Here is an 18344-nt window from a genome sequence, read left to right as displayed (position 1 = left end):
TTCAGCAAGAACGAGCCTGAACATCGAGTAATTTACGGTCAATTTTGCCGTTGGTATTTAGAGGTAAGCTATCCATGATGACAATCTGCGAGGGCACCATGTAAGACGGTAAAGTTTGTGTCAGATTGGCTTTAATCTCTTTTTCAGAGAGCCGTGATGCGCAAAAAGCTGCCAGGCGTAATACCGCGCCATCTTTCTTTGTCAGCGGCAAAACGACGGCTTCACTCACGCCGGTGAGCGCCAGTAAACGGCTTTCAATTTCATGTATTTCGATACGATAGCCGTTGAGTTTAATCTGGCTGTCGTTGCGGCCCTGGCAATACAAATAATCTTTGCCAATGCGCCCTAAATCGCCGGTTTTATATCCGCGCCATTGCTTATCTTCATTCCAGAGCAACTTTTCGCCATTCTCTTTTGCTAATCCCAGATAGCCGCGCATCACGTTTCTGCCCCAGATGATTAATTCGTTATCTGCGGTAATTTCCATTTCTGAATGCGGCATCATATGGCCGATAGGCAACAGATCGCCCTCCTCGTGCAGGATCTCATCGCTTATCTCAATGACCGTGGTGGCAATGGTTGCCTCAGTGGGGCCATATGAGTTGAGAATTTTTGCATCCGGGAACAAGCGGCGCAGATGTTTTACCAGGGTTTTGCTCAGGACTTCACCAATGAAAATAAATACCTTCAGGTCAGGTAAATATTCCGCGCGAAATTCTGGGAGGAGCAATTTCTGGTAAGCGAAAGACGGCGTTGAAACCCACACGGAAACTTTCTTTTGTTGCAGATGGGCAAGCCAGTTTTCCGCTGTAATATCTTCTTTGGCGTTAAGCACGATATGTCCGCCCGTGGCGAGATTGCCTAAAAGCGGGATCAGGGATAAATCAAAACTGAATACCGCATGATTCATCAGAACCGGTTGGCCAGGCAAAGAAAAATCACTGCGAATCCACTGCATGAAATTCCACACGCTTTCGCGACCAATCTGCACCCCTTTAGGTTTACCGGTACTTCCCGAGGTAAACATAATGTAGGCCAGATCCTGCTCTTGCAGTGGCTGTGCCGCGACGCCTGTGGAGATAAAACGTTGCTGTTGTACGTCGTAATAATAAGGCGCATTGGCCAGTTCGCAGATTTCTTTCAGCCGCTCGGCTGGATAAATATTATCCACTGGGATATACGGAATCTTATGCAGCAGGCAGCTATAAATGGCACAAGCAAACTCCGCCTGTTGATGACCATAAAGCACCACAGGAATGTTTGGTGATAATTTTAGTGCAGCAAAGCGGTCCGCCCAGTCAAGTACTGCCGAACCGAGTTCATTCCAGGTCAGGCTATTATCACTACCGCTAATCGCCCATTGCTGAGGATTTTTTGGGGCAAGTAACACGCTGCGTAGATAATCACTTAACTGCTGTAATTCATCATTATTCTTCATACAGGAGACATTCCGCTAAAAATATAAAGAGAGGCCGCTGCACTTGCCAGCGTCAAAATCCGTCCGAGGAATACCATTGAAGGTTTTTTTAACCACATGGTCATATTCGGGCTGCGCTTCGCGAACCAAAGAATGATGTTATGGATAACCGAAATCCCGCCAAACAGCGCGCCACTCACGACGTAATTGAGTTCCAGTCCGTTCCAGGCTCCCATACAAAATAGCGTGCAAAAAATACCGATATTTTGTGCCGTGACTTTGTGATTTCTGAAGAACTCCACCTTCATCAGATGCATATAAATCGGCATAAAGACCACATCACGCAGCCACTCGGAGAGGCTAATATGAAATCTGCGCCAGAAATCCTGCGGATTCTTTGCCAGAATCGGTAAGTTAAAATTGGCCGGAAGATTAAGACCAAATAACCGCCCTGCACCGATGGCCATATTGCTGTATCCCGCAAAATCAAAATAGAGATAAAAGCTGTAAGCAACGGACATTACCACGCCAACCATCAGGGTAAATGGACGATGACTCCAGTGGCTGATGACGAAGTTATCAATCAGCATAGCGAACAAAAACTTCTGCACGATGCCATAAAAAATTTGTTCCATAGACTGCAGGAATACAGCGCTAGTTAAGCGGAAATCAGGTTTAGTGATGTCCTGAACCCAGCTTCTCCAGCGGTACATCGGCCCGGCCAGGATAATAAAAGGCAAAAAGAGATAGCTGAAATACTGGAGAAATCCACGCGAGTCTTTCTTATTGCGATACAGTAAAACGTCTATCGCTCTGAAGGTCATGAATGAGAGACCTAACATTCCCCAGTGGTTATTCAGATGTAATTTAACCAGAACCAACGGCAGCAAACTCAATATCACCGACTGCCATGTTTTCAGCCACGATTTATCTTTTAAAGTGGCAATCGTATACAGATAAATAAACATCAATAACGGTATCGTTATCTGGCTTTTGAAAACGTATCCCCAGACTGCAAATAGCGTAAAGACAGAAAACAGGGATGCGTAGGTCAAACGTTGCCCCAGCAAACGATTAACGCCGGCAAAGAGAAGCGAACTGGCAAACAAGACAGCAAAAAAAGGTGCGCTGGTATACATTCACTTATCCCTTAAAATTGCTGATATTCAAAATGCAGTTTGAGATTCATGCTGTTATCAACGGAGGACCATGTCACAACCGTTAACATCAAAAAGAGATAAAGGAAAAACAGACGAGTGGCCTTTTTCATTTATTGAATGCCTCGGTAATAAAGCGGTCCATGGCCACCCATGCCAGCTCTGTAGGATGAAGACGATCCCAGTTCCATCCCGGTTGATAGCTTTGGTCGTACATATCAAAATAAGGCGTGTGATATTTTTTCAACGTCTGCTGGATGAAACGATCGGTCGGCTGGAATTTATCCGTATTCTTTAGTGCCCACGGATTAAGCGGGTCAATAATGACGACGACATTCACCTGGCGTTCGTGCAGCAGCTTCATCATGGCTATAAACGCCTCTTTTTCTCGAACCGATGGAGGCGCGGTATACCAATCTTCTGGCGTTTTATCGTCGGCAAAGATCTCTTGATCCATCCATAACGTGGCGGCACTTTCATGACGAGCACAGTTAAGTTGCTGGGCGAGCTGTAATTCTGCATCCCAGTCAATATTTGACCAGTTAGCGGGCGCCACCGGCCACGGCTGCGTATTTGACTGACGAATATGTGCCAGTGATAAGAAATAATCTCTGATCATTTCGCAGAATGAAGAGAATTGATATTTAACTTCACGCCAGACAATTTTTGCGTGCCAGCCAAAAATACGCATCTGGCTAAAAGTAAGATGATCCACGTCTTGCGCATCGATATGAGTTAAATAATGAGTCAAAACAGGTTGCATGGTGGCATCCGACATTAATGGTTTAAATATCGAATCCGGGAAATGGTCAGCGAAAATGGTCGGTGGAATACCATCAAAAAAGAAACTATCGGGCGATAAAAGCAGCACCAGTTTCGTTTTTGGCGACAGATCTTGTTTAAAGCGTGTCAACAACGCGAGCTGCGTCATGTTATCGACGAAGCTATCACCGTAGGCCACAGTGGGCTGATGCAGCCTGGTATTAAAAAAATTATAGACTGCAAAATGCTCATTTTCAGACGTGGCGACTTCAGACGCCCCGAGAAAGAAAATGGCATTACCATCCAGAGCATGGGAAATGGTAGCCATTTTTTCAGCCTGAACTTTACGCGTTCCTTCCATTGTTTTAATTAACGGTTGGAATACTAACGCAGGATGCAAGCTATTAATAAAGGGTGGCAGAGTTAAAACCAAAGCAGCAAGGACAGCCATAGAAACATGCAATAAAATTGCTTTATTTATTTTCATCATTAACGCAACTTTGTCGGCACAAATAAAAATAGAAAATATTACTCTATCAATATATTTCTAAAGGGATTTTGATAATAAAGAAATGGACCACCCGATTCATTGAGTGATTGGTATCCGTATGTAACGTTATGTACAGCGAAGCAATTACGCAATAAGAAATTAACAAATTTACTACAGAGGGAGCGAAACAGAATAAATAGTCTGCCATGTAAATATGAAGAAATTATGTAGCCCATTACCCGGCTGGAAAATGGCATAAAAAAAGCCCCGGTAACACACCGGGGCCTGGTACGAGCTACATCACATGGGCAATATGATGCGCGGTTTAAAACTGTTTGCCATTTGTCTGTCAGTTCGCCTTTAACTGGCCACTAACACGGCTTTCATTGCAGCTACCACGTCGCCATCCACGCAGTAACGATTAAACTCATCGGCCTCAGCATCAGCACTCATTGAGACACCCGCTTTGCGATAGCGCATTGGGGAGGCCACGGTCTGACCGGCTGAACTGTGCATTTCATCAATCCCTTGTTCGGCAAACTTTTTCAAATTGCTAAGTCTGACACCTGCACCCGCCATAATGATTGGAGCACGGGAATGCTGTTTTAGTTCCCTAAGCAATGAAAGTCCGAGTTCAGCGTTCTGTTGCTGGCCAGAAGTCAGGATGCGCGCAACGCCCAAATCAGTTAATTGTTCCAGTGCCTGATGAGGGTTATGGCACATATCAAACGCGCGGTGGAAGGTCACCGCCATCCCCTGAGCTTGTTCCATGACCCGCTGCATCCGCGGCAAATCTATATGCCCTTCAGCGTCGAGCATACCGATGACCAGGCCCGGATATCCCAACTCACGCACGAAGGCGATATCGTCGAGCATGGTTTCAAACTCGGCATCGGTGTAACAAAAGTCACCGCCACGCGGACGGATAATCGGATGCACGGGAATAGAAACGCGCTGTTTAACCTGGCGCAGCACGCCCGCTGACGGGGTCAAGCCGCCCTCTTTTGGCGCTGCACACAACTCAATTCTGTCCGCTCCGGCTTGTTGAGCTGTGACTGCACAGTCAATTCCATAACAACATATCTCAAGCAAAGGCATTGATTACTCCTTAAAATCTTTAGCCTGGCGGTTGTGCCACGATTACAGAATGATAATCTGAATCCATGATCGAAAAAATATGACGAGTACAATCATGGCATTCAATTTTGACGAAGGCATCGACCGCCGTCACAGCGACAGCTCGAAATGGAATAAATACAGCGATGAGGTTTTACCGATGTGGGTGGCAGATATGGATTTTCGATCGCCGCCCTGCATTGTGGATGCGCTTCATCAGCGGGTTGAACACGGTGTTTTCGGTTATGGCACCAGGCCGAAAGCGTTGATTGATGTGATTGTCAAACGCATGGCCGACCTCTACCAGTGGCAGATTAAACCGGAGTGGATTGTCATTTTACCGGGTGTGGTCGCCGGGCTGAATATAAGTGTCCGCGCCTTTACCGCACCCGATGAATCAACGATTGCACCTACGCCCATTTATCCCCCGTTCAGAAAATCCTCAGCGCTTGCCCAACGTCCACAACTCAATGCGCCATTGCGTCTTGAAAATGGCCGCTGGGTTATGGATTTGTCGTCACTTGAATCGCAGCTGACCGGCAAAGAAAAACTGTTGATGTTGTGCAATCCGCAAAACCCTGGCGGCACCGTGTATAGCCGTGAAGAGTTGCAGCAGCAACTCACCTTTGCGCAGCGCCATGATTTAATTGTCTGCTCTGATGAAATTCATTGTGATTTGTTGCTCGACATGGATGCGCAACATATTCCGTTTGCCACGCTAAGCGATGACGCTGAGCGTCGCTCCATCACCCTGATATCGCCATCCAAAACCTTTAATATTGCGGGTCTTGGCGCTTCGTTTGCCATTATTCCTGACCCGCAGCTACGCAAACAATTCAATACTACGCGCGATGGCATTGTGCCGAGCGTCGATGTGCTGGCGTTGACCGCCGCCACCGCAGCCTGGCGCGACGGTGACGACTGGTTGCAGGCACTACTGCCCTATTTACGCCGTAATCGCGACCGACTGGTGAGCGCTGTCAATGCGATACCGGGTTTAGAAATGGTGTCACCGCAGGCGACTTATCTTGGATGGGTGGACGCCACGGCTTTACCGGTCGATAACCCCACCCTATTCTTCCAGAAAGCCGGTCTGGGTTTCTCGCCAGGCGCTGATTTTGGCGAGGCGAAATTTGTGCGGATAAACTTTGGTTGTACTACGGCAAACCTGGAAGAAGCGATTAGACGTATCGACGCCGCAGTAAAATCACTCAGCTAATTCGCTGGCGACAATCTCTTCAATACTCCAGGGATGGAATTTGATAGTGATTTTGCCGTCCGTCACCGCAAGCGTTGGGTTTGGCAGGCGTTCCCGCTCACCTTTTGGCGAACTGGTTTTCACCGAAATCCCCGTCTGGCGCAGACCCGCGTCGGACATTAAATCCAGCGCCCGCGCATTCAGGGTTCCAGGTTCCCCCGGCAGCACAATTTCTACATGTTCCCAGCCTTCGTGCGGATAGCGCTTTTCACCCGGCCATGGCAACTCCACCACGCTAAATTTCCAGTGCGCGACGCAAACCGGTTCATCAAGTTTAAACAGGCAAATGGGACGATCGTTGATGATATTTTCTGACAGCAACGTGCCGCACTTTTCAAGACCCTCACGCCAGCGTTGGGCGGTCGCGTTTTGATGGCAGCGCAATGAAATATGGTCAGCGTCGAGCGGAGCTAAATCCAGATCAAGCCGCGCGGCAAGGTGGGCTAATGCTTCGGTAAAACGCGGGAGATCCGCTGAAATATCATTCAGTTCTGCAATTGTCTGCCAGTTGGCCATCGCCCTATCCTCTCATATCACGAATGGGGGCTAATCTACCTTTTTCATCCGGCATCACCAACTCTCATTGCGCGGCGAATTAGCCGAATGGTTAATCCCTGTACCGTTAATAGTAGTTGAAGGCGCGTGGGGCAAGGCTTTTGCTGACTCAGGAGGTTAAATACAGTTATACTTACGCCCTAATTTTATCCCCAACGATACGGCTGCTGTAAAGTCACAGCTGCCCTTAGCAAAATGTAAGGTATCCCGGTGAATATTCAGGCACTTCTCTCAGATAAAGTCAGTCAGGCACTGATTGCCGCAGGTGCGCCTGCGGATTGCGAACCGCAAGTTCGTCAGTCAGCAAAAGTTCAGTTCGGCGACTATCAGGCCAATGGCGTGATGTCAGTTGCGAAATCACTGGGCAAGCCACCACGACAAGTCGCAGAGTTGGTGATAGCTAATCTGGATTTGACCGGCATTGCGAGCAAAGTTGAAATCGCCGGCCCTGGCTTTATCAACATTTTCCTCGACCCGGAATTCCTGGCGAAAAGTGTTGATGCGGCAGTGGCGTCTGAGCGCGTTGGTGTTAATACCGTTACGCCACAAACCATCGTGGTGGATTACTCCGCACCGAACGTAGCAAAAGAGATGCACGTCGGTCATATCCGCTCCACCATCATTGGTGACGCGGCGGTACGCACACTGGAATTCCTCGGTCATAAAGTTATCCGCGCCAACCACGTGGGCGACTGGGGCACGCAGTTCGGTATGCTTATCGCGTATCTTGAAAAACAACAGCAGGAAAACGCGGGCGAAATGGCGCTGGCTGACCTCGAAGAGTTCTACCGTGCGGCCAAGAAACACTACGACGAAGACGAAGTGTTTGCCGAACGCGCCCGTGCTTATGTAGTAAAACTGCAAGGTGGCGACGAATACTGCCGTGAGATGTGGCGCAAACTTGTCGACATCACCATGACGCAGAACCAGCAGACTTATCATCGTCTGAACGTCACCCTGACGCGCGACGACGTGATGGGCGAAAGCCTGTACAACCCAATGCTGCCGGGCATTGTGGCCGATCTGAAAGCGAAAGGGCTGGCGGTAGAAAGCGAAGGCGCAACCGTTGTATTCCTCGACGAATACAAGAATAAAGACGGCGAACCGATGGGCGTTATCATCCAGAAAAAGGATGGCGGCTATCTGTACACCACCACCGATATCGCGTGCGCGAAGTACCGTTATGAAACCCTGCATGCTGACCGCGTGCTGTATTTCATCGACTCCCGTCAGCACCAGCACCTGATGCAAGCCTGGACCATCGTGCGCAAAGCCGGTTACGTGCCTGAGTCTGTCACGCTGGAACACCAGATGTTCGGCATGATGCTGGGTAAAGACGGCAAGCCGTTCAAAACCCGTTCCGGTGGCACAGTCAAACTTACCGATCTGCTGGACGAAGCCATGGAACGTGCACGTAACCTGGTTGCTCAGAAAAACCCGGATATGCCTGCAGATGAACTGGAGCAGCTGGCAAAATCAGTCGGTATCGGTGCCGTGAAATATGCCGACCTGTCAAAAAGCCGTACCACTGACTATATCTTCGACTGGGACAACATGCTGGCGTTCGAAGGCAACACTGCGCCATACATGCAGTATGCCTACACCCGCGTGCTGTCTGTATTCCGTAAAGCCGGGATTGATGAAGCAGAATTACTCAAAGCGCCGGTGGTGATTCGTGAAGATCGCGAAGCCCAGTTGGCCGCTCGTCTGCTGCAATTCGAAGAAACGCTGAACGTCGTCGCTCGCGATGGAACGCCGCACGTGATGTGTGCTTACTTGTACGATGTGGCGGGCCTGTTCTCTGGCTTCTACGAACACTGCCCAATTCTGGCTGCGGATACTGTCGAGGCGCGTAACAGCCGCCTGAAACTGGCTCTGCTGACAGCGAAAACCCTGAAACTGGGTCTGGATACGCTGGGTATCGAAACTGTCGAACGTATGTAGTAGCAGGTAGATAACAGTACAAGACTCGCCGCGCATTGCGGCGAGTCTGTTTTAACTGATTTATCGAATAATTCCGCGTGCTGAATGCGCAAAAAACCGTTCAAAAACAGCAGCAATTGCAAAATCCATTCCCGATGCTTTGACCGCTATCTTCACCTCATCAATCGATAAAGACTGCTGATACAGCATGCTGTAAAGCGAATGCACAAAATCTTGCTGCCGGGTATCTAATGCCAGAAAAGCGCGCGTATTAACGTCTATGCCGGTTGGTCGCGCATGGTTACCCCCGCCCATCACAAATGGCGGAATGTCCTGCACCACGCCAGACTGGTCGGCGACGTTGGAATGTGAACCCAATACGCAAAACTGGTGAATGGCACACATATATCCAACCTGCGCCCCATCATCAAGAATCACATGCCCGGCCAGGCCACTGTTATCTTTTATCAGCGTACCGTTACCCACCACGCAATCATGGCCGATATGGACGCCAGTCAGAAAGTGATTGTCATCGCCAATCACGGTAGTGGCATGCCCCTGAATGGTACCGCGATGCAGAGTGGCTTTATTGCCAATCTGATTACGATCGCCAATCACCAGCGTCGTCGGTTCATTCGCGTATTTAAGATCCTGACTAACTTCACCTATAGAAGCATATTGACCAATAGTGTTGTCGCGTCCAATGGTCGTCAGGCCATTAATGACCGAATGCGAACCGACGGTTGTTCCCTCACCAATAACCACACCTGCGGAAATAACACAAAACGGGCCAATGTTCACGTGAGCGCCGAGCACAACGCCTGGCTCAACCACACTGTTACTGGCAACCCGAGCTAACGGGGAAATTGACATCAAATATATCCTGATGGAGGCACAACACACATAACGCCATCATCGGTAATTATTAATCCAGTGCGTGGATCAACAAACAGGGAGAGATGAAAGGGAAGCCAGGCTTCGCCATTCGAATATCGTTAAGGAGGGTAAAGCTTCTGGAAGAGCTTATCGACGGTGGGAATAATAATGAAATGCCCGGCACTTTACGCCATTTATTTATTATTAAATTGGCGGAACTTTGCCTTGTTTACGAGCCTGTTTGATTTAAAGCAAGTTTGCAGACCCAGTCGCCCAGGTCTGCATTATACGCTTACAGATAAATGCGCAGATATTCGCCGAGACACAGGATGGCCATGGCCTGACCGTACGGCATCGAGGTCAGTGGGATCTGGCGATAGAACTCCAGATTGCTGCCCATCCCGGTACCGAATGACACCTGCAACAACTCCCCTTCTGGCGAGATGTTTTTCACGATGCCCTTCATCGCTTTCTCCGCCACTTCAGCATACTGTTTGCCGATATAACGTTTACGGATCCCTTTCAGAATGCCGTAGGCAAAACCGGCCGTCGCTGACGCTTCCAGATATGAGTGTGGATCGTCAAGCAAGGTGTGCCACAAGCCGCTATTGTCCTGGCATTTCGCCAGTGCAGCCACCTGGTTTTCCAGTACCTGAACCAGATAACGGCGCACGGCGTTGTTTTCCGGTAAATCCACCAGCTCAAGGAAGTCTGGGATAACAATGGTCAACCAGCTGTTGCCACGCGCCCAACGCGCATTCGCAAAGTTATGGTTGCCTTCGTAATTCCAGCCGTGGAACCACAGACCGGTTTCCCTATCCATCAGATTCTGTACGTGCAACAGGAACTGATAAGTCGCTTCTTCGACGTATTCCGGGCGATTAAGCAGTTTGCCAATTTTCGCCAGCGGTAATACGGTCATCATCAGCGTGTCGTCCCACATTTGCTGATGGTTCTCTTCCGCAAGCGTAATGTGTTGCATGCCGCCGTGTTCGGTACGTGGCATTTCATACATCGCCCACTCTGCCCAACTTTCCAGCCACGGCAAGTAAGCAGGGTCACGCGTCTCTTCGTAGCGGTAGGCCAGGGTCAAAAACGGCGCCATAGTGTTGACGTTTTTGGTGGTCGCCCCTTCGGCAAAACGGTCAGTGAACCAGCTATCAATAATCTCACACATCTTCTTATCGCCAGTCTGACGATAATATTGATAAATGCCGTACAAACCGACGCCGTGAGTCCACTCCCAACCTGCCCAGCCCTTGGTATCAATCACTCGTCCGTCATCCAGACGCAGCAAGAATTGTCCCGTTTCATCCTTAATATTAATCAGGTTGTCCGTCACCTTGTGGATCAGTGTTTTAAGCTCATCCCGGGCAATAAAGTGCTCCGGCTGGCACAGTAAAGGGCTGTGTTTGACGGGATAAATGATCATTAACTTAACCTCTGTGATGTAGTCGAATTCATTGCAGCAGCCTGTTTTAACGATGGTGCCGCAGGTTTGTTACGATTGAGATAACCAATATTGTTGTTGCCCCAAAGCGAGTCGTAAGGCATGCCAGCCAGCAGTTCGACAGTCGCCCGTGCTTCAGGGGTAATCGCTTCAGGCACCGCACGGCCAGCCGCACGCATCTTCGCCGTCTCTTCACGTAACACACTGTGCGTGTGCAGGTTCAATTTGAAGCGCAGAGAAATCAGGAAACCACAGATCAGTACTGCGACCGTACCGAAGCTTAGAATCATCAGAATAGTGTGGCTAACCGCAGGCGGCTGGGTAGTCTGCCCGGAAACGAAACCGGAAAGCTGCATTACGATACCTACCAGCATGACCGCACCAGCCTGAGAAGCTTTACGCGTCAGGGTCATAATCCCGGCGAAGATACCTTCACGGCGTTGACCGGTGATCACTTCATCCACGTCAGCAATATAGGTATAGATGTTCCACGGTACATAGTTGATGCCGCCACGACCCAAACCAGCAAGCGCAGAAACCAGCAACAGCAAGGAGAACACGTCGCTTAACCCGGCGTAATACAGTACCGCGTAGGAAATCGAGCTCAGACCAAACAGCACGACGACTAAACGATAAGAAGGTGCGGGACCGTACTTAATACACAGCGGGATCATGCCGATCACCGCGATGAACTGCAGAATTGCCATGGTGCCCATCAGGCTCGAGGCCATGGATGCGCTTTGCATCAGCACAAATACCACATAGTAGGTAAACACGGCGTTGAACACGTCTTGCGCGATATAACCGCCCAGATACATACCGAGGTGCTGGCGGAAAATTTTCACTCGCAGCGTAGAAGTCAGCTCAACGTTGAGACGCTTCATGCTCTGCGCGAAGGTCAGGCTTTTCTTCTCTTCTTCAGCGCGCAGTGCGGCTTCAGTCCATTCGCTGCGTGGACGTTCCCAGGTAAAGAACCACACCAGCGACAGAACAATGGCGCAAATTGTTGCGAAGACCAGGCTTGAATAGAAGAAGGAGATGGCGTTGTCTTTACCGAAGTGGTTTAACAGAATGCCCGGCAGGAATGCCGCCAGAATCGCCGACAGCTGCGCCATGGAAATACGCGCACCGGAGAATTTGGTCTTCTGTTTGAAGTCATCGGTCATTTCCGGTACCAGTGTTTCGTAAGGCACCAGAATCATGGTGTAGACCACGTCAAAAATCAGATAGGTTACCAGGTAGTACCAGTAACTCATCTCACCAACCCACATGAAGCTGTAGCTAAAGACCAGTGGGATACCCAGTAAAATAAAGAACTTACGGCGCCCGAAGCGCTTACCAAGCCATGTCGAGCCAAAGTTATCCGTCAGGAAGCCCATCAACGGACTGACGACCGCATCAAGCACCCTGGCCATTGCAAAAATGAATGTCGCCTCAATCGGCGTTAACCCACAAAAAGTGGTGTAGAAGTAGAGCAACCATGCGGCGGTAAGTGCTGTTGTCCCTGCACCGAGGAAGTCCCCCGACCCATAGGCAAGATAATTAGCTAATCCAATCTTACGTGTTTTCATTGCCGTCAAACCCCGATTCTTTTGTTATAGGAGATTGCACGTTCTGGCGACTTACGTCGCCTGCGAGAATCTTACAAGGCTAAGGTAAAATGACCGGGCAATTGTTACCTTTCCATTTTTGCCATGGCTCGACAGATACTGGCAAAATCACAAAGAGTCTCGCCATCCGCATCACCGATTTATAAAACAAGGGTTTGTTTTTATCAAAAGCACGGACTGAAAATGAGATGCAGAAAGGAAAAAGCCGCACAAAATGCGGCTTTTATGGTCAGCGGTAATTAACGATAACCTGATTACTTCGGACTTTAAGCGGAGGGAAAAGGGAGCCGCCACCGGGGACTTCCCAGACAAAACGCAGCGGTTCGTTTGCTGAAACGTTGGTGAGTCCACGCGTATTACCACTCTGCCCTTCTATCCCGACACAACGCGTCACCGAGCAAAGTCTGACCACTAATCCGGCGGGTGTCGGCCCTGTCAACTCATAGCGCCAGGCGACCATCGTCATAACACCTTCAGCCGGTTGAGACGGTGCCAGTGCTCGCGATGATGCGGCAACGCCCCGGTGGCTGAGGGTGACCCCCACGCCACTTGCCTGCCACGCCCCTTCTCCGGCGGCATAGGTCATAAAGGGTAAAAGTATCAGCGCTAAAAAGCGGATCATTATTTCGCTCCGATCGTCGCGGTCATACGAATGTTGCGGTTCTCCGACAGCTCAAGGCTTGAAAGCACCATTAATTGCGGCAGGCTGCGGCGTAAGAAACGTGCCAACAGTGGGCGCAGCGCATGGTTCACCAACAATACGGGTGGCGCACCAAGCATTTCCTGGCGCTTCAGCGCATCCTGAGCCTGCTCAAGCAAGCGATCGGCCAGCCCCGGCTCAAGCCCACCGCCACCTTGTAATGCCTGTAATAACAAGCGTTCCAGCGCAGCATCGAGACCAATGACCTGCACTTCGCCATTCCCCGGGAACCACTGCTGGGTAATCGCGCGGCCCAGCGCCACACGCACCACTGCCGTTAATTCATGCGGATCATTCTGCACCGGCGCGTGTTCGGCGAGAGTTTCCAGAATGGTACGCATATCGCGAATCGGCACTTTTTCTGCCAGCAGATTCTGCAACACTTTATGCAGCGTGGTGAGCGTCACTACGCCCGGCACCAGATCTTCTGTCAGCTTTGGCATCTCTTGCGAGACGCGGTCAAGCAGTTGCTGCGCTTCCTGGCGGCCAAACAGCTCTGGCGCAAACTGCCCAATCAGATGGTTAAGATGAGTTGCGACCACGGTACTGGCTTCCACTACCGTAAAGCCCTGAATCTGCGCCTGTTCTTTTAGGGCACTTTCAATCCAGGTCGCCGCCAGACCAAAGGCAGGATCGGTCGTGGTTTCACCGGGCAGCGTGCCAGCCGCCGTGCCTGGGTTGATAGCAAGCCAGCGCCCCGGATAGGCATCACCGCTACCAATTTCGACGCCTTTCATTAATATGCGATAACGCGCGGGCGGCAAATCCATGTTGTCACGGATATGCACCACCGGCGGCAGGAACCCCATATCTTGCGCGAATTTCTTACGAATACTGCGGATGCGCCCTAACAACTCGCCGTCTTGCTGGAAATCCACCATCGGGATCAGGCGATAACCCACTTCCATACCGAGCGAGTCTTCCAGTTGAACATCATTCCACGTCGCCTCGACCGCCTGCGGATTCTCCTGGGGTTTCACCGGTGCAGCGGGTTTGGCTGGAGCCTCCATTTGCCGGCCACGCATCCACCAGGCAAGAGCCAGCAAGGCTGCAGTGAACAGTAAGAAGACAAAATTTGGCATTCCCGGCACCATGCCGAGCAGACCTAACACGCCTGCACTGAGCAACATCACGCGCGGGTTGTTGAACAGCTGAGTCACCATCTGTTCGCCGACGTCTTGATCGGTTGCCACGCGCGTCACAATGACACCCGCCGCCGTTGAAATCACCAGTGCCGGGATTTGCGCGACCAGGCCATCACCGATGGTTAACAGCGTATAGCTTTCTGCCGCAGCCCCCACGGCCATATCATGTTGCAGGACACCGACTAACAGGCCGCCGACCACGTTAATCACCATGATCATAAGCCCGGCCACGGCATCGCCACGCACGAACTTACTGGCACCGTCCATTGAGCCGTAGAAATCCGCCTCCTGAGTCACCTCTGAACGGCGTTTTTTCGCCTCTTCTTCACCAATAAGCCCGGCATTCAGGTCAGCATCGATAGCCATCTGTTTACCCGGCATCCCGTCGAGCACAAAACGCGCCCCCACTTCGGCAATACGTCCGGCACCTTTGGTGATAACCATAAAGTTGATGATAACGAGGATGATGAACACCACGATACCGATAGCAAAGTTGCCGCCGACCAGGAAGTGACCGAAGGCTTCAACCACTTTACCTGCGGCTGCCCCACCGGTATGACCGTCCATCAAAATGATACGGGTTGAGGCGACGTTCAGCGCCAGGCGCAGTAACGTGGTAAACAGCAAAATGGTCGGGAACGCGGCGAATTCGAGGGTTTTCTGGGTGAACATAGCCACCAGCAAGACCATTATCGACAGCGCGATGTTAAAGGTGAACAGCAAATCCAGTACAAACGCGGGCAGCGGCAGTACCATCATCGACAAGATCAACAGGATAAGTATCGGCCCGGCAAGGATTTGCCATTGCCCAGATTTCATACTGGCAGGCAGGCGCAACGTAGCGAGCAGATTAGCCATCAGAGTCCTTCTCGTTTGCAAAGTCCAGTGCCTCAGGCACCGGAAGATTTTCAGGTTTTTTCGGGATTAAACCGCCAGCCACACGCCAGCGACGCAGCTGCCAAACCCACGCCAGCACTTCTGCCACCGCGGAATACAACTGCCCAGGAATTTGTTGGCCAATTTCTGCGTGTCGATACAACGCACGCGCCAGCGGAGGCGCTTCCAGCATCGGAATGCGATGCTCGTTGCCAATTTCACGGATGCGCAATGCGACCAGTCCCGCCCCTTTCGCCAGCACTTTGGGGGCGCTCATTTTGTTTTCGTCATACTGCAACGCCACCGAATAGTGCGTCGGGTTGGTGACAATCACATCAGCCTGCGGGACATCCGCCATCATGCGGCGACGTGCCATGGCTCGCTGTTGCTGACGAATACGACCTTTAACGTGCGGGTCACCCTCTTGCTGCTTAAATTCGTCGCGAATATCCTGGCGGCTCATGCGCAGTTTTTTCAGGTTACTGAAAATCTGGAAAAATACGTCAAAGCCGACCATTGGCGTCAGCCCCAGCACAATCAACATGCCGCACACCGCCACCATATTTAGCGCATGCCTCAATGCCGCCAACGGCGGTTCGCTGATGAGCCGCAACATCTCCGGCCATTTGTGCAGCAAATACATCACCGTGACGCTGCCGACCAGCACCGCCTTAAGAATCGCTTTCAGGAGTTCAGATCCCGCCTGAGCCGAGAACATCCGCCCTAAGCCCGCAATCGGGTTCATTTTGCTGAACTTAAACTGTATCGATTTGCCGCTAAACAGCAGGCCGCCCAGTAGCATCGGCGCGGCAATTGCCACGATAACCAGCCCAAAAATCAACGGCAGCAAGGCCCACACCGCCTGTTTAATTAACATGCTGACCTGGCTAACAATAAGGTGCGGGTCGTTAATAATACTGTGGTCAAAGTGCAATCCAGCCGACAGCATCGCCGCCAGTTGCCGGGCCAGTGGCTCGCCACCCATCCAGATGATGCTTATCCCCACCAGCAACATCAGCAGTGAAGTGAGTTCACGGGAACGGGGGATTTGCCCATCTTCTCGCGCTTTTTCAAGTCGGTGGGGTGTGGGGGCTTCTGTTTTATCGTCGTCGCTTTCTTCAGACACGCGTCGCACTCAGCCAATCAGGAAGAAGTGATGGTGCCATAAGTAGAATCAATTAATGCTCAGAATAGCCGTGTGAATAGATGTGTTTTCAGCTATTTGTACCTCTTAAGTCCCGGTGAAGTGACGGCAGCAGCTCAAAAAACAAGCCTAAAAAAATACATTTAATTACATAAAATCGAATTTTTACATAAATGGTGATTGTTTATAATACTTATTATTAATGTATTTACACCATAGATCTATTAATCCAAATAGATCACTTAAACAAATATTATTAGCAATACAATCACCAAAGTATAATTACACAGCCATTAAAAAAACACTTTTACACCCACGACTATTAGATATAATGCGCAAAATCTCGCATTCCCGCCCTGACATTTTTATTAAGCAATAACGTTTTTTGGCACCCTATATTTTTCACCCTATGCCAGGCTGTTTTAATTATTCAAACGCTATTACGTTGTAGTATTCACTCATATGGAGATGTTTAAATGTCAATCAAAAAGTATGCATTTCTCGCTGCGCTAATTACTGCTTCTACTGGAAGTGTGTATGCTGCTGAAATGAACGCAGGCACCATTCATTTCACCGGTTTAATTATTGAACCAAGCTGCACCATTGAGGGTGATAATGGTACAGACCAAACCGTGCCGTTAGGAACCTACCCTACTACTCTATTCACCACTCCCGGCACTGAAAGCGAATTAATTCCATTTACGATTACCCTTGTTGATTGCCCGCTGAAAAGTGACGGTTTGCCTTCCGTTCAATTGACATTTAATGGCCCGACTGCACTTACCGGGTCGACAACGTTAATGGATGTCAGTCAAATCACGACTTCCGCCGGTCAAGCAGCAACAGGCGTAGGTATCGCCATCAGCCCGGCGGATGATGACACGGCTCTCATCACAATGGATGGAACAGAGGGCCAGGCTTATATTGATCTTCCTATCAGAGTCGAGGATAAAATTAGTATGAACTTTAACGCACGATACAAATCATTCGCAGATGCAGCAGACATTAAACCAGGTGCAGCAGACGGCGATCTAACAGTAAACATTCTGTATCGATAATTGGAAATCCAGATTGAATATATGAAATTAATATTCATTCCAGGGCAACCAGCCAGGGTACACCCTGGCTGGTTGCTATATCGTCGAGCACAAGGAATACAGGTTTCACCATGCGCCTTCCATTATATTCTTTGTTATGCCTTCCTTTAATATTTATCTTTGAAAGCCATGCTGCTGGGATACAAATTGGCAGAACGCGTCTCATCTTTGAAGAGAGTAAAAAGGAGATCTCTTTACCGCTGGCGAATAGCGAAAAAGAACTTCCCTGGCTTATTCAGTCATGGACTGATACTGGCGATGGTAAAACTCGAGGTCCATTTATTGTCACTCCTCCTCTGTTCCGACTGGATGCGCAAAAAGAACAAAGTTTACGCATAGCCTGGAACGGAACAGCTTTGCCAAAAGATCGTGAATCGCTGTTCTATATAAACGTACGCACCATTCCTGCAACGGCTAAAGATGAAGACAATAAAAACGTTCTGCGGCTGATTTATAAAACGCGACTGAAATTATTCTGGCGCCCTGAAGGGCTGCCAGAAACGCCGACGGAAACCTGTAAGAACCTTCGTTTCACCCGCAGCGGTAAGCAGGTAACCATCATTAACGACGGGGCGTTTTACAGCGTGTTCGATAACCTTCATTTGGGGGGAACAAAACTGGATAAAGCCGATCTTATTGCCCCTAAATCACGGGTAGAACTTGCTGTTGCAGAGAGTATTAACGGGCATAACGTAAGCTGGCGCTGCATTACGGACTACGGAAGTGCTTCAGACAAATACGTAACCTCACTGTCACAGGAATAACTTG

General features: G+C 49.9%; 15 protein-coding genes. 4 read left to right on the top strand and 11 right to left on the bottom strand.

Translation table 11 applies throughout. The features are described from left to right. Window position 1: 1 nt before the first annotated feature. The 4 genes from WBL83_RS09100 to cutC form a co-directional block, all read right to left on the bottom strand. On the bottom strand, window positions 2-1438 hold the full coding sequence (locus WBL83_RS09100) for an AMP-binding protein (RefSeq protein ID WP_424588840.1): 1437 nt from the start codon (window positions 1436-1438) through the stop codon (window positions 2-4). Next, window positions 1435-2556 (bottom strand): MBOAT family O-acyltransferase, encoded by a 1122-nt coding sequence (locus WBL83_RS09095; protein ID WP_424588839.1) that lies wholly within the window; start codon window positions 2554-2556, stop codon window positions 1435-1437. Before WBL83_RS09095 ends, WBL83_RS09100 begins: the two co-directional genes overlap by 4 nt. Window positions 2557-2683: 127 nt before the next feature. Continuing rightward, window positions 2684-3823, bottom strand: coding sequence for a D-alanyl-lipoteichoic acid biosynthesis protein DltD (locus WBL83_RS09090; protein WP_424589360.1), 1140 nt, complete (start codon window positions 3821-3823; stop codon window positions 2684-2686). A gap of 363 nt (window positions 3824-4186) precedes the next feature. Next, window positions 4187-4924, bottom strand: a complete 738-nt coding sequence (gene cutC / locus WBL83_RS09085; RefSeq protein WP_424588838.1) for a copper homeostasis protein CutC — start codon at window positions 4922-4924, stop codon at window positions 4187-4189. A 94-nt stretch (window positions 4925-5018) separates the two neighbouring features. On the opposite strand from cutC, the gene WBL83_RS09080 reads away from it, so the two are divergent. Continuing rightward, complete coding sequence (locus WBL83_RS09080; protein ID WP_424588837.1) at window positions 5019-6161, top strand: MalY/PatB family protein; 1143 nt, start codon at window positions 5019-5021, stop codon at window positions 6159-6161. Here WBL83_RS09080 and WBL83_RS09075 read toward each other — a convergent pair. Next, complete coding sequence (locus tag WBL83_RS09075) at window positions 6150-6716, bottom strand: VOC family protein (protein WP_424588836.1); 567 nt, start codon at window positions 6714-6716, stop codon at window positions 6150-6152. The genes WBL83_RS09080 and WBL83_RS09075 overlap by 12 nt on opposite strands. Before the next feature lie 249 nt (window positions 6717-6965). Between WBL83_RS09075 and argS the strand changes: the two genes are divergently transcribed. Next, window positions 6966-8699: an arginine--tRNA ligase gene (argS, locus tag WBL83_RS09070; RefSeq protein ID WP_424588835.1), complete on the top strand. Its 1734-nt coding sequence runs from the start codon at window positions 6966-6968 to the stop codon at window positions 8697-8699. A gap of 60 nt (window positions 8700-8759) precedes the next feature. On the opposite strand, the gene lpxA is transcribed toward argS, so the two are convergent. From lpxA to flhB, 6 genes are all read right to left on the bottom strand, one after another. Then, entirely contained in the window at window positions 8760-9551 is a 792-nt protein-coding gene (lpxA, locus tag WBL83_RS09065; protein WP_424588834.1) for an acyl-ACP--UDP-N-acetylglucosamine O-acyltransferase, read from the bottom strand. A gap of 295 nt (window positions 9552-9846) precedes the next feature. Further along, window positions 9847-10986 (bottom strand): glycoside hydrolase family 88/105 protein, encoded by a 1140-nt coding sequence (locus WBL83_RS09060; protein WP_424588833.1) that lies wholly within the window; start codon window positions 10984-10986, stop codon window positions 9847-9849. Beyond that, window positions 10986-12575: an MFS transporter gene (locus tag WBL83_RS09055; protein WP_424588832.1), complete on the bottom strand. Its 1590-nt coding sequence runs from the start codon at window positions 12573-12575 to the stop codon at window positions 10986-10988. Before WBL83_RS09055 ends, WBL83_RS09060 begins: the two co-directional genes overlap by 1 nt. Before the next feature lie 268 nt (window positions 12576-12843). Continuing rightward, window positions 12844-13236 carry a flagellar protein FlhE gene (gene flhE, locus WBL83_RS09050; protein WP_424588831.1) on the bottom strand — a complete coding sequence of 131 codons (393 nt, stop codon included), beginning with the start codon at window positions 13234-13236 and terminating at the stop codon, window positions 12844-12846. Beyond that, complete coding sequence (gene flhA, locus WBL83_RS09045) at window positions 13236-15317, bottom strand: flagellar biosynthesis protein FlhA (RefSeq protein WP_424588830.1); 2082 nt, start codon at window positions 15315-15317, stop codon at window positions 13236-13238. Before flhA ends, flhE begins: the two co-directional genes overlap by 1 nt. Further along, window positions 15310-16461, bottom strand: coding sequence for a flagellar biosynthesis protein FlhB (gene flhB, locus WBL83_RS09040; protein ID WP_424588829.1), 1152 nt, complete (start codon window positions 16459-16461; stop codon window positions 15310-15312). The genes flhA and flhB overlap by 8 nt, the downstream gene beginning before the upstream one ends. A gap of 494 nt (window positions 16462-16955) precedes the next feature. Here flhB and WBL83_RS09035 point away from each other — a divergent pair, with 494 nt between their 5' ends. After that, complete coding sequence (locus tag WBL83_RS09035; RefSeq protein ID WP_424588828.1) at window positions 16956-17537, top strand: fimbrial protein; 582 nt, start codon at window positions 16956-16958, stop codon at window positions 17535-17537. A gap of 110 nt (window positions 17538-17647) precedes the next feature. Next, window positions 17648-18340, top strand: a complete 693-nt coding sequence (locus tag WBL83_RS09030; RefSeq protein WP_424588827.1) for a fimbrial biogenesis chaperone — start codon at window positions 17648-17650, stop codon at window positions 18338-18340. Window positions 18341-18344 lie beyond the last annotated feature (4 nt).

Origin of the sequence: Buttiauxella sp. (assembly GCF_049686335.1) — a bacterium.
Taxonomy (GTDB): domain Bacteria; phylum Pseudomonadota; class Gammaproteobacteria; order Enterobacterales; family Enterobacteriaceae; genus Buttiauxella.
This window is presented reverse-complemented; position numbering and strand designations above follow the sequence as displayed.

Bases quoted from the DNA above. Each gene is read 5' to 3' on its own strand.
- WBL83_RS09100 (WP_424588840.1), bottom strand. From the start codon at position 1,438: ATGAAGAATAATGATGAATTACAGCAGTTAAGTGATTATCTACGCAGC.
- WBL83_RS09095 (WP_424588839.1), bottom strand. From the start codon at position 2,556: ATGTATACCAGCGCACCTTTTTTTGCTGTCTTGTTTGCCAGTTCGCTT.
- WBL83_RS09090 (WP_424589360.1), bottom strand. From the start codon at position 3,823: ATGAAAATAAATAAAGCAATTTTATTGCATGTTTCTATGGCTGTCCTT.
- cutC (WP_424588838.1), bottom strand. From the start codon at position 4,924: ATGCCTTTGCTTGAGATATGTTGTTATGGAATTGACTGTGCAGTCACA.
- WBL83_RS09080 (WP_424588837.1), top strand. From the start codon at position 5,019: ATGGCATTCAATTTTGACGAAGGCATCGACCGCCGTCACAGCGACAGC.
- WBL83_RS09075 (WP_424588836.1), bottom strand. From the start codon at position 6,716: ATGGCCAACTGGCAGACAATTGCAGAACTGAATGATATTTCAGCGGAT.
- lpxA (WP_424588834.1), bottom strand. From the start codon at position 9,551: ATGTCAATTTCCCCGTTAGCTCGGGTTGCCAGTAACAGTGTGGTTGAG.
- WBL83_RS09060 (WP_424588833.1), bottom strand. From the start codon at position 10,986: ATGATCATTTATCCCGTCAAACACAGCCCTTTACTGTGCCAGCCGGAG.
- WBL83_RS09055 (WP_424588832.1), bottom strand. From the start codon at position 12,575: ATGAAAACACGTAAGATTGGATTAGCTAATTATCTTGCCTATGGGTCG.
- flhE (WP_424588831.1), bottom strand. From the start codon at position 13,236: ATGATCCGCTTTTTAGCGCTGATACTTTTACCCTTTATGACCTATGCC.
- flhA (WP_424588830.1), bottom strand. From the start codon at position 15,317: ATGGCTAATCTGCTCGCTACGTTGCGCCTGCCTGCCAGTATGAAATCT.
- WBL83_RS09035 (WP_424588828.1), top strand. From the start codon at position 16,956: ATGTCAATCAAAAAGTATGCATTTCTCGCTGCGCTAATTACTGCTTCT.
- WBL83_RS09030 (WP_424588827.1), top strand. From the start codon at position 17,648: ATGCGCCTTCCATTATATTCTTTGTTATGCCTTCCTTTAATATTTATC.